This window comes from Dickeya chrysanthemi NCPPB 402, assembly GCF_000406105.1.
GTDB lineage: Bacteria > Pseudomonadota > Gammaproteobacteria > Enterobacterales > Enterobacteriaceae > Dickeya > Dickeya chrysanthemi.
Genome location: NZ_CM001974.1, coordinates 325,453 through 337,354 on the forward strand (window position 1 = coordinate 325,453; position 11,902 = coordinate 337,354).

10 protein-coding genes are annotated in these 11,902 nt (G+C 54.2%); 7 read left to right on the forward strand and 3 right to left on the reverse strand.

What is annotated here, in order from left to right; translation table 11 throughout:
* Positions 1 to 217, forward strand: a 217-nt coding sequence (locus tag DCH402_RS22945; protein WP_233276310.1) for a hypothetical protein, incomplete at its 5' end; no start/stop codon positions are given.
* Positions 218 to 260: 43 nt separating this feature from the next.
* The gene (gene ppiA / locus DCH402_RS01545; RefSeq protein ID WP_039999244.1) at positions 261 to 836 is read left to right on the forward strand and encodes a peptidylprolyl isomerase A; all 576 of its coding nucleotides are present in this window, start codon (positions 261 to 263) and stop codon (positions 834 to 836) included.
* Positions 837 to 1,043: 207 nt separating this feature from the next.
* Here the strand turns inward: ppiA and pelZ are convergent, their stop codons facing one another.
* The 3 genes from pelZ to pelC all read right to left on the reverse strand — a co-directional run bounded on the left by pelZ (position 1,044) and on the right by pelC (position 5,203).
* Positions 1,044 to 2,306 (reverse strand): pectate lyase PelZ, encoded by a 1,263-nt coding sequence (gene pelZ / locus DCH402_RS01550; protein ID WP_040003296.1) that lies wholly within the window; start codon positions 2,304 to 2,306, stop codon positions 1,044 to 1,046.
* A 172-nt stretch (positions 2,307 to 2,478) separates the two neighbouring features.
* Positions 2,479 to 3,606: a pectate lyase PelB gene (gene pelB / locus DCH402_RS01555; RefSeq protein WP_039999247.1), complete on the reverse strand. Its 1,128-nt coding sequence runs from the start codon at positions 3,604 to 3,606 to the stop codon at positions 2,479 to 2,481.
* A 469-nt stretch (positions 3,607 to 4,075) separates the two neighbouring features.
* Positions 4,076 to 5,203 carry a pectate lyase PelC gene (gene pelC, locus DCH402_RS01560; protein WP_039999250.1) on the reverse strand — a complete coding sequence of 376 codons (1,128 nt, stop codon included), beginning with the start codon at positions 5,201 to 5,203 and terminating at the stop codon, positions 4,076 to 4,078.
* Between the two features lie 458 nt (positions 5,204 to 5,661).
* Between pelC and DCH402_RS01565 the strand changes: the two genes are divergently transcribed.
* The 5 genes from DCH402_RS01565 (at position 5,662) to DCH402_RS01585 (ending at position 11,340) form a co-directional block, all read left to right on the forward strand.
* Positions 5,662 to 7,032, forward strand: coding sequence for a pyridoxal-dependent decarboxylase (locus DCH402_RS01565; protein WP_039999252.1), 1,371 nt, complete (start codon positions 5,662 to 5,664; stop codon positions 7,030 to 7,032).
* Between the two features lies 1 nt (position 7,033).
* Positions 7,034 to 8,065, forward strand: coding sequence for a ligand-gated ion channel (locus tag DCH402_RS01570; protein ID WP_039999254.1), 1,032 nt, complete (start codon positions 7,034 to 7,036; stop codon positions 8,063 to 8,065).
* Positions 8,062 to 9,351: a PDC sensor domain-containing protein gene (locus DCH402_RS01575; RefSeq protein WP_039999256.1), complete on the forward strand. Its 1,290-nt coding sequence runs from the start codon at positions 8,062 to 8,064 to the stop codon at positions 9,349 to 9,351. The genes DCH402_RS01570 and DCH402_RS01575 overlap by 4 nt, the downstream gene beginning before the upstream one ends.
* Positions 9,348 to 10,490, forward strand: a complete 1,143-nt coding sequence (locus DCH402_RS01580) for an MFS transporter (RefSeq protein ID WP_039999258.1) — start codon at positions 9,348 to 9,350, stop codon at positions 10,488 to 10,490. Before DCH402_RS01575 ends, DCH402_RS01580 begins: the two co-directional genes overlap by 4 nt.
* A 223-nt stretch (positions 10,491 to 10,713) precedes the next feature.
* Positions 10,714 to 11,340, forward strand: a complete 627-nt coding sequence (locus DCH402_RS01585; RefSeq protein WP_039999260.1) for a glycoside hydrolase family 19 protein — start codon at positions 10,714 to 10,716, stop codon at positions 11,338 to 11,340.
* Positions 11,341 to 11,902: the final 562 nt, after the last annotated feature.

The window sequence follows — 11,902 nt, forward strand, 5'->3', positions numbered from 1 at the left end:
TGTTGATCCAGCACTAATAAGGCTTGCGGCGTATCTTCCTTTTGACCGTTTTCCTTCCCCGGTAACGCAATATGGGTGCCGGGGAAGTCGGATCGTGACCATCGTATTGTTATTCAGGCGGGCAACAGAGCAAATAGTGCTCTTTTTTTCGCCAATGGGTGGTCGGGATCGCGTAAAAAAAGGTAAATGGGTAGCGCAGAAAGGGACGGCTATTTAAAATCGGTACGCTTTCTGTCGTTGATCCTCAAAAGGAATTCTTCATGTCAAAACGTATACTGGCAGCGGTAGTCACTGTATTTTCTCTGACCGCTTTTTCACCGGCTTTTGCCGCTACTACCACGTCCACCCATGTGCTGCTGACAACCTCTGCGGGCAACATCGAACTGGCTCTGGATGATCAAAAAGCGCCGGTTTCTGTGAAAAACTTTGTTGATTACGTCAACAGTGGTTTTTACAACGGCACTATCTTCCACCGGGTGATCCCTGGGTTCATGGTTCAGGGTGGCGGTTTCAGCAGTGATATGAAACAGAAACCCACCAATCCGCCTATCAAGAATGAAGCGGACAATGGCCTGCGTAACCTGCGTGGCACCATATCCATGGCACGCACCAGCGAAAAAGACAGCGCCACCAGCCAGTTCTTTATCAATGTTGCGGACAACGCTTTTCTGGATCATGGCCAGCGTGATTTTGGCTACGCCGTCTTCGGTAAAGTGGTAAAAGGCATGGAAGTGGCTGACAAGATTTCTCAGGTTCAGACAGAAAATGTGGGGCCGTACCAGAATGTGCCTTCTAAACCGATTGTGATTCAGTCAGTGAAGATTATTAAGAAATAACCACCTGCTGACCCGACATGTCCTGATGAGAGGTTAACCTGTCCCTTTGCCGTTAAACGGCAAGGGGACTTTTCATTTCAATCGACGCTATGCGTCCGCTTGCGCCTTTCTTTGCCCGGTTATTGCGCCTGTATCGGCTAATCAAATAGGTCATGCCAGCCACTGGGCATGACTGGCATTTTCAATGGCAGATAATACCGGAGTGATTTATTCCAGCTCTTTAGCCATTTGCTGCAACCAGGTATCCACATTCGTGCTCGGGATCGTCAGCGCGCGTTTGGTGGCGGTGGCGGTCGGATACCCTCCCACTTCGCTCTGGCTGTTGACGAATGTGCCGCTGCGTTTCTGGAAGTCGTTAACGATGCGTTTATCCACCGTGTCGCGGTCTTTCGGACGAGCGCCGGCATGTTGTGTTACCTGATTGGCTACCGACGAGGCGCTGATCGCAGTCAACCCGGTGGGCCACACCGGCGCCGATTTCAGCAGGTTAATGCCCGTGCCGGAGGTTTGAGCCACGGCTTTGCCTGCTTTGTCGAAGGCCAGGTTATCGCTCATCCAGACATCGCCGCCGGTGGTATTGCTGCCAACCAGCGACAGGCCGGATTTGGTGTTGGCACCGTGATACATCACGTTACCGGCGATCGCCACTTTGGCGTTAACCGGCAGAGAACGACCTTCCCATTCGCTCTGAATTGCGCCAATACGAATGCCCCAAATACCTGGGTTGTAGATCAGGTTGTTGACGACAACGCCGGTGGTCGCGCCCTTGAACCATGGGTTGCGTTCGTTGTTGTGGGCGTACAGGTTGCCGATGATTGCCGCGTTGGTCACGTTATCGTGGACCAGCGTGCCCATCGAGTGAATGCCTTTAGAGTGGCTGGAGTCGTACAGACCTTCTGCAATGATGTTGTTGGAGAAGGTGACGTTATGCGCGGTGCCGGACTGGCCGTCGTAACGCGGGCCGGAAACCGACAGGTTTTCATCGGTGCCCCAGGCAAAGCTGCAATGGTCCACCACCACGTTGTAGGCATTCGGCCCGGTGAGCGACACGTCTTTTTCAAAGCCGCTCTTTTTGGCGTGGCCGTTATCGCCGATGCGGAAACGGATATGCTGCATCAGGACGTCATGGGTGGAGATCGACATACCGCCCTTAACCAGGGTGATACCTGGCGATGGCGCTGTTTGCCCGGCAATGGTGACGTAGGGTTCGGCGAGCCGGATGTCTTGCTCGTTGAGGTCAATAATACCGCCCACTTCAAACACGATAATACGCGGGCCTTTGGTAGCCAGCGCTTCGCGCAGCGAGCCGGCGCCGCTGGATGCCAGTGTGGTGACGCGAATAACTTTGCCGCCGCTGCCGGCCACCGTTTCGGTGCCGAATCCTTTCAGGTCAGGGGCGGCAGTACTGGCGGCCTGAGCGGTCAGGACGCTGGTACTGAATAATAATGTGAATAACAGGGTGTGTTTCATCATGGCTTGATCCCTATGCCGGGGGGGCTTGTCCTGCCTGATGGCGAGGAGCGGCTAAATAAAAAACGGGCGAGTAAAGCGTGCTCTCCCGTCCAGAATGAATCTTGCGATAACCGCCCGGCAGAGCCGGGCGGAGGGCGTTCCAGGCATCAGCGATGCCGACGGGAACGGATTATTTACAGGCTGAGCTGGCCAGCGTGGCCAGGTTTTTGCCTACACCGGCGTAGTTGGCCAGTTTGTCTTTCACGCACTGTGCGCTAACCGGGCTGTAGCTATAAGGCACGGTCGGGTAGGTGCCAGTGGAGGTCCAGGTGTCAGCGTTGCGGTACTCTTTTGTATCCGGCGTCCAGGTGATGTTGTAGGTGGCGAAATCAGCCGGTTTGGTGATGTTGTTGCCTTTCAGCACCCAGGTGCCGAAGTTGCTGCCGTCATAGCGGGAGGTGACCGGGCTCACCGCGTTTTCGAACCAGTTGTTTTCGATCAGCGCCTTGCCGTTCTGACGGACGTTCAGGCCGGAACTGGTGATACCGGTGTACAGGTTGTTGTAGGCATGGACGTTACCACCGCGCTGCAACGGCAGACGAGCATTGACGTCGCTGTAGATGTTGTGGTGATAGGTGATGTTGCGTTCAGCCGTGTCGGAGGAGCTGAAACCAGACAGGCCGACTTTCTTCACGCCGTGGATGTAGTTGTAAGAGATGGTGACGTAAGTCGCGCCTTTTTTGATATCGATCGCGGATTCGAAGGTGGTGTCGCCATCTTTAGTACCGTCGCACTCGTGGTTAGCGGCAAACAGTTCGTTATGATCCAGCCAGACGTTCGGCGAGTTGTCGATACGGAACATATCGCCGTCCTGAGCCCCGCCCGGCAGGTAGCCGATACGCATGTTGCGTACCACGATGTCGGAAGAGTTGACGATCCAGATACCGAAGTTAGCGGAAGAACCGTTGGCACCGATAATGGTGAGCCCTTTGGTGAAATCTTTGATTTCCACGCCACGGGCATCTTTGCTCCACTGGCCGCAGATATTGGCGGCGGCGGCATTAATCAGGCTGTCTTCGTTGCCGGTATAGGTGATCACCAGCGGATAAGCCCCGCCTTTCACTTTTTTGCCGTTAGCGTCGACTTTAGCGGCTTCAATGATATTGACGATGTCCTGCATTGAGCTGGCCGTTTTCTTCACGGCGCCGGAGACGTCACCACCGTCCGTTTTGGTATAACCGCCGGTATCCGCGGCCAGGCTGTATTGACTGAATGCCAACAGCAGGCCGGCGGCAATCGGAGTAATGAGTGATTTCATGAGTCGAGTTCCTGTTTTTTAAAAAAATATGAGATGGGCATTTATCGTTCCACATGCCCTTACTTATGGTTGATGCGGTAGGGATATTCCCGCCATGTTTTCTGTTAGTCGCATGAATCACGTCGGGTATAGATAAGTAAAACCGAATCACACGCATCAACCTGTGCTCAGTTTTAGCTCAAAAAGGATACATTTCAATAGTTGGAACGCCGGTTCATTATTAGTATCTATTATGTTTTTTCGAATTATGACAGGCGTCACTTTTTGTGGACGGAGTTCCGACCTGTCGCTTATAACCGTTAATAATTAAAAAGCTATTGATTATTAAATTTGTCTGAAAAGCGACGTCAGGCTTGTGCATCTTGCCGGGTTCTCAGTGGATCGGTAGCAAAAAAAGAGCGGGCATTGAGCCCGCTCGAGGGTGGGATAACCCGGTGAGTCAGGCGGATGCGCCTGCCTCTGCGTGAGATTATTTACAGGCTGTGCTGGTCAGCGTGGCCAGATTTTTACCCACGCCGGCATAGCCAGGCAGTTTGTCCTTCACGCATTGTGCGCTGACCGGGCTGTAGTTGTAGGCCACGGTCGGGAAGGTGCCGGTGGAGGTCCAGCTGTCGGCATTCACATAAGGCTTGGTGTCGGCCGTCCAGGTGATGCTGTAGGTAGAGAAGTCGGCCGGTTTGGTGATGTTGTTGCCTTTCAGCACCCAGGTACCGAAGTTTTTGCCGTCATAACGGGACGTTACCGGGTTTATCGCCTTCTCGAACCAGTTGTTTTCGATCAGTGCCTGGCCGTTCTGGCGCACGTTCAGGCCGGAACCGGTGATGTTGGTGTACAGGTTGTTGTAAGCGTGAACCAGACCACCACGTTGCAACGGCAGACGGGCGTTAACGTCGTTGTAGTAGTTATGGTGATAGGTAATATTGCGGCCGGTATCACTGCTGCTGGAACCATCCAGACCCACTTTTTTCACACCGTGGATGTAGTTGTAGGAGACGGTGACGGTGTTCGACGCGCCCTTGATATCAACGGCGGATTCAAAGGTGGTGTCGTTGTCCGGTGTGCCGTCGCACTCATGGTTGGCGGCGAACAATTCGTTATGGTCAACCCAGACATTCGGCGAATCGTCGACGCGGATCATGTCGCCATCTTTAGCGCCGCCCGGCAGGTAGCCGATACGCATGTTCTGTACCACCACATCGGAGGATTTCTTAATCCAGATGCCGAAGTTGGCGGAAGAACCGTTGGCGCCAATGATGGTGATGCCTTTGGTGAACTCTTTGATTTCTACGCCACGCGGGTCTTTGCTCCACTGGCCGCAGATATTGGCGGCAGCGGCGTTGATCAACGAGTCTTCGTTACCGGTATAGGTGATTACCAGCGGATAGGCGCCGCCTTTCACTTTTTTGCCGTTGGCATCCAGACGTGCGGCGTCGATGATATTGACGATATCCTGCATCGAGGTTGCGGTCTTGCTGACGGCACCCGTCACGTTGCCCCCTGCAGTAGCGGCGTAGCCACCGGTATCGGTAGCGGCCAGCAAAGGTTGGCTGAGCGCCAGTAACAGTCCAGCGGTAATTGGGGTAATGAGTGATTTCATAGCCAGTATTCCTTTTCTCTAAACCATAAATATGTTGTGGGCATGAGTTATTCCCTGCGCCCGTAGTGGGTGTTGACCGGGATGCATTGGTAAGGCTTGCCAATCTATTCCGGTAACCCACGTCAGTCTTAGTGTAAAAATCAAACAATTCAATAATTGAAATACCATTTCATTATCTTGATCGAATAGATTTTCTAATAGTTTTGAGCGAGCTCACGCTAACGGATTCCGCTAATGACACCGGATGAAATTATTTAGTAAATCTTCATTGTTTTGGTTTGGTATGAATTGTGAAGCCGCTCACTTACATGACGACGAGCCCGTTGATGGGGAATGTGCGGTGCGTGCTTTCCTTTCTCTCCCGCATTTCGCCGTATTTCCACGCTGAATAGCCGCGCTCGTTAATCGAGTGATTCCCTACCCTGCTGTTATCACTGAAATGAGCAGAGGGTGAAGATATGCAACCGGTTGATGAGCTGACGATTTTGGCCGAAGGGCTGCACGATGTGGTACGAAGGCGAATCTTGCGCACTTATATCGCACACATGGAGGAACAACGGCGGCATTTTGCCGGTTTTCAAACCAATCAGCAGGGGGAGTTCGACGCCGGGCTGCGCCCGCTGCTGGGGATGAACCTGTTAAACCTAGGAGACAGCATGGAACCCGGCGCTTATCAGGTGAACAGCAAGCGTTTTGAACGAGCAGTGCTGGATTATTACGCCAGGTTGTGGCGCCTGCCGTCGCCATACTGGGGATACCTGACGGCGATGGGGTCGACCGAAGGCAATCTGTTTGCGCTGTGGAATGCGCGCGATTTTCTGTGCGGAGCGCCCACCACGCAGTGGCCGGCCGCCGCAGGCGTACGCTACGCGCCGGTGGTACTGTATTCCGAACGCAGCCACTATTCGCTGGCCAAGGCGTGCCGGGTATTGCAATTGGCAACCCCCGCCGAGGCGGGCCCCTCGCTGGGGCGTTGCCCGATCAACGCCGGGGTATGGCCGCGGGCGTTGCCTTGCGATGATGCCGGTCGTGTGGATGTGGAGAGCTTGCTGCAACTGGCGACGTTTTTTTATCGCTACCGACGGCCGGTGATTATTTGCCTCACCAGCGGGACCACGTTTAGCGGCGCCTGTGACGACTGGCGGCAGATTACGGCGCAATTGCAGCGGCGGTTGCCGCCGAATACGCCGCAACAACGTAGCTATTGGCTGCATGTCGATGGTGCGTTGTCGTCCAACTATCTGCCGTTTTGGCCGGAACCGGAAGGGTGCCGACTGGCGATTGATGCACAGGCGGCATCGCTGCATTCCATTTGCGCCAGTCCGTATAAATGGCTGAGTATGCCGTGGCCGTGCGGCGTGGTGATGCTGTCCGAGCCTTACCGCACGGTGGCGCTCAGCCGGCCGACTTATATCGGCAGCGGGGATGCCACCTTATCCGGGTCGCGTCCCGGTTTGTCTGCGGTGGTGTTGTGGAACCAACTGTGCCGCTTCGGCGAGCAGGGGCAGCAGGACATGCTCCGCCGCTGTCACGAGATACAGCGTTACGCTTACCAGCGGCTCCGCTATCTGTTTGAGCGGCTTGACCCCGAACGGGAGCGATTGTTTCTGCAACCGCTACTCAGCGGTTCGCTGATAGTGCAGTTCAGCGCGCCGCATCAATCGATTATCGATCGTTTCTCATTATCCAGCGACCAACTGAGGGTGCAGGGAAAGCCCATGCTTTTCTGCCATCTGGTGGTGTTGCCGCATTGCCATCGGGCGCTGGTGGATAACCTGTTGTGGACGCTTGCGCAGCCCGGCGCTTTTCCCACAGAGAAGGAGGCGTGATATGCGAATACTGTGGATATTGCTCGGGCTTGGCGGGTTGCTGTGTGCGATGCAGACGAGGGCGGCAGGAGGAGATAATACTGCGGACGTCCGGCCGGTCGATGTGAGCGTGAGTATTTTCATCAATAAAATCTACGGCGTGAACACGCTGGAACAGACCTATAAGGTCGATGGGTATATCGTCGCGCAATGGACCGGTAAACCGCGTAAAACACCCGGCGATAAGCCCTTAATTATTGAAAATAATCAGATCGAGCGCTGGATCACCGGCGGTCTATGGGTGCCGGCGCTGGAGTTCATCAACGTGGTCGGCAGCCCGGACACCGGTAATAAACGCCTGATGCTGTTTCCCGATGGGCGGGTGATTTATAACGCCCGCTTTTTGGGGGCGTTCAGCAATGACATGGATTTTCGGCTGTTCCCGTTTGATCATCAACAGTTCGTATTGGAACTGGAGCCATTTTCCTATAACAACCAGCAGTTGCGGTTCAGCAGCATCCAGGTCTACACCGAGAATATTGATAACGAAGAGATCGATGAATGGTGGATCCGCGGTAAAGCGTCAACCCACATTAGCGATATTCGTTACGACCATCTGAGCAGTGTACAGCCCAACCAGAATGAGTTTTCTCGCATTACGGTGCAGATAGACGCGGTGCGTAATCCGTCGTACTACCTGTGGAGCTTCATTCTGCCGCTGGGGCTGATTATCGCCGCTTCCTGGAGTGTGTTCTGGCTGGAGTCGTTCTCCGAGCGGTTGCAAACCTCTTTTACGTTGATGTTAACGGTGGTGGCCTACGCGTTTTACACCAGCAACATTCTGCCGCGCCTGCCTTACACCACCGTCATAGACCAGATGATTATCGCCGGTTATGGCAGCATTTTCGCTGCAATTCTACTGATTATCTTTGCACATCATCGCCGGGCGAGCGGGCTGGAAGACGAGCGGTTGATACGTCGTTGCCGGCTGGCTTTCCCGCTCGGATTTCTGACGATTGGCGGCTGGCTGATTATACGAGGGCTCACGCTATGAACGCTTCACCTTCACGCGCGGCGCTGGCACAAGCGCTGTTCGCCAGCCTGATTTTTATCGGATTGCTGGGATTCTCGACTTACATGGTCTACCACAAATCCATCAATGCGCTGGAACAGGAAATCAAAATCGGGTTGCTGTCGAACGTGCGATCAGCGGCGACCACGCTGTCCGGCGATGACCACCAGAACATCACGGCGCGTACCGGGCGAGATGACCCGGTTTACCAGCAGCTCGCGGTGCAACTGGAGCGTATTCGTCAGGCATCGCAGGACGTGCGCTACATCTATACCACGGTGCTGGATCAGGACAAGGTGCGGTTCGTCGTCAATCCCAGTCCACAGAATGATAACGATGGCGACGGCCTGCCGGACCTGCCTCCGGCATTAATGCAAGTCTATGACAATGCGCCGTCGGAACTGGTTGATGCCTTGCGGGAGCACAAAACCGGCGTGTCGGTACAGCCCTATCGGGATGAATGGGGGGTTTTTATCAGCGCTTATGCGCCTTTTTACGATCGGCAAGGCGTATTTCGCGGCATCCTGGCGATGGATCTGGAGTTATCGAGCTTTTATCAGCGGCTGGAAGCGCTCAATCAGGTATTTCGTAAGGCCATTATTACCATTTTGTTTCTCGGTTTAGTCGTGGGGCTGGCGGTATGGTGGATGCGGCGCAGTAGCCAGCAGGTGCGTGTGCAACTGACCAGCCGCGAACAGGCTTATTACGCGCTGTTGCAGGCCACATCGCCTTTGCAACTGGAACGCTTGTATGACTGGGCGCTACCGCTGCTGTTTCTACGCGGCGGCACGCATACCCGGCCGCCGACGGGAATGATGCTCACCACCGTTGACCCGGTGGCGCCGGAAAAGGATGACGCATTGCAGGCAAACCTGGGTGAATGGTGGCAAAACGCCGCGCCATCGCTGCTGCCTTGCCCGGATTCCACGTTGACGATCACCTCGCACGAGGTACTGGAGGCCCATTTCTCACCGGAGTATCACCACCGCTTCTGGTTGCAGAGCTTCCAACTGTGGCGGCAACTGGCACAACAACCGCTGACGATTGAGGTCAGCCTGGAGGAAGAAGGGCTGCTGTACTGGATGCTGGAAGTCCGCCTGACGCGAAGCGGCAACCCGGACAGTGTGGCGGATGAAGACCCGGACTGGTGGCTGCGCTTTCTGCACTGGCAGGCGGAAGCGGTATCCGCGCAGGTGACGGTCCGCCAGGTGGAGAAAGGACAGTTGTGGCTGAGCTGGCGGGTGCAGAAATATCCGGAGGCGCAATGATGCGGCGTTTATTACCGATCTTATTGATCATGCAGACCTTTCTGATCCAGTCAGTCTCCGGTATCAATTACGTCACCATCCCGGTGTTGATGAATTTGCAGGGCCACAACAATTTGTGGATTGGCGTCGCCATGGCCTGCGAAATCATTGGGGTGTTGCTATTTCACCAGCGACTAAGCCGGATCATTCAATGGATCGGGCTGACGTGGTCGACTCTGCTGCTGGTATTGCTACGCTCGGGTCTCTGTATCAGCATGGCGTGGCAGCAATTTTATCCCGGCTGGCTGGTCAGCATTCTGGGGTATGGCCTGTGTACCGGGATGCAGTTGATCCTGTTGCAGACCTGGCTTAATCAATTGCCGTTACGGCGGCGCGGCGTGGTCATGGGGTTGTTTTCCGCAGCGCTATCGCTGGGGGTGGCGTTGGGGCCGGTGTTGTTGCAACTGACGCAGGTGTCGATGACGCAACGGTTCTGGCTGACCGCGTTGCTGAGCCTGAGCGCGCTGCTGCTGGTGTGGATTGCCCACATCAACCCGCAGTCGGGAACGGTATCCGCGGTGCGCTTTCGTTTTGTCTGCCGTCATGCCCGTGCCATTTTGGTGTCTGCGCTGGTTGGCGGCGTCAGTTTTTATGGTTTACCCAACTTTCTGACGTTGTATGGCATCAGCGACGGATTGACGGACGAGCGGGCATCGCTGCTGATGACCATGTTCATGCTGGGCAGCGTCACGCTTGGGATGGCGGTCAGCTTGCTATCGGACTGGGTGAACCGGCAGTGGATCGTCGCGTTCTGTATTTTCTGCTCAGTAGTGTGCGCGGTATTTCTGGCGCTGGCGGTGTATGCCGATTACGGCGCTACGTTGGTGTTGCTGTATATCTGGGGCGGTAGCATGGGGGGCGTTTACAGCATCGGGTTATCGTTGATTGGCGATCGTTTCCACCCACAGCAGCAGATGTCCGCCAACATGAGCTACACCATGATGGATTCCCTTGGCGGCATTGCCGGTTTGATTGGCATCGGTTTCATGATGGACCGCATGGGGCCGGAAGGCATGACCATGGTGCTGGTGGTGGTCGGCTGTGCGTTCCTGTGTTACCTGGTGTGGGAATTGGTTGAGCACCAAACGCCGTTTCAATAAACGCGGCTTCTCAATGCCGCCGCCTGATGGGGGCCGCCTGAGGCCCGCCTCTTGCCTTCTTTTTGCCTTCTGTGATCCTCCGGTTTATTGCCGTGGGATCATCATATCCATATTTCTTCCGATTTTGCTGCATGTTTCCCTGTTTTTTGCCGATGTTTGCCCAAGAGAGGGAACGTACTTCCTCTGCAAACTGACTGCGTCAAGCCATTGAGGAGGAAACCAAATGACTCTTGAAATTAGCCAGGAAAAATTAAAAAAGGTAATGACGGCAGCCAGTGCCGACGATCTCGCGCTGTTCCAGCCGGCACTACAGCAGGAGTGTAATACCGCGGGGATTAATACCCCGTTGCGTTTCGCACACTTCATCGCTCAGGTTGCGCACGAGAGTAATGAACTGCGCGCACGGGTAGAGAATTTGAATTACAGCGCCAAAGGTTTGCGATCGGTGTTCGGGCGTTATTTCACCACCGAGGAGATGGCCGCGCAGTGCGAACGCAAACCGGAGTCGATCGCCAATATTGTTTATGCCAACCGGCTGGGCAATGGGGCGACGGAAACCGGCGATGGCTGGAAGTATCGAGGCCGTGGTCTGATTCAACTGACCGGGCGGGATAACTACCGTACCTGCGGAAGCGCCATCGGTCAGGATTTGGTCACCAACCCGGATCTGATTAGCCAGAACCCGGAGGTTTCCGTGGCGGCGGCGATTTGGTTCTGGAAAAAGAATGGGCTAAGCGAGTTCGCGGATCAGGACGATATCAATACCATTACCCGCCGAATTAATGGTGGTCTGAATGGTCTGGCGGATCGTAAAAACTATCTGGCGAAAGCGAAACGTGCTTTTGGCTGAGTCATCGCCGTCGGTTGATCCCGACCAGCGAAAAATACCGGGGTTGCAGAGGACTCCGGTTTTATCTGGGGGAGATATCCGCCATAACGGGCGAATACTGCTCTGTATAAAAAGCAAACCGTAATTTAATGATTATTAAGTATTGCATTTTGTGGTTCGCTGCAACTGATTGAGTGATATATACCCGTCATACTTCAAGTTGCAGGTGCGTTGGCTTTCCTCGCTCACCCCAGTCACTTACTTGTGTAAGCTCCTGGGGATTCGCTGCGTTGCCGCCTTCCTGCAACTCGAATTATTTTGGGTATAGAACTGATAAAACTGATACTAAAGTGATACCAAAATATTTTTTAAGTAAGGTTACTATAGATTTATTCGAGCAAGACAAATAAACGGTTCGTTGTCACCTATTTAAGGTAATGACGTTTATTAAGATATGTCGTGTTGGCTGTGTGAATGTTCTATGCCAGTTCCAAAGTGAAAGAAAATATAGCCGGAAAAGATTGTTGCTCACTTATGCGATAATCACGGTTGTTATTCTCTTGCGAGCGGAGTGGTCTAAAAA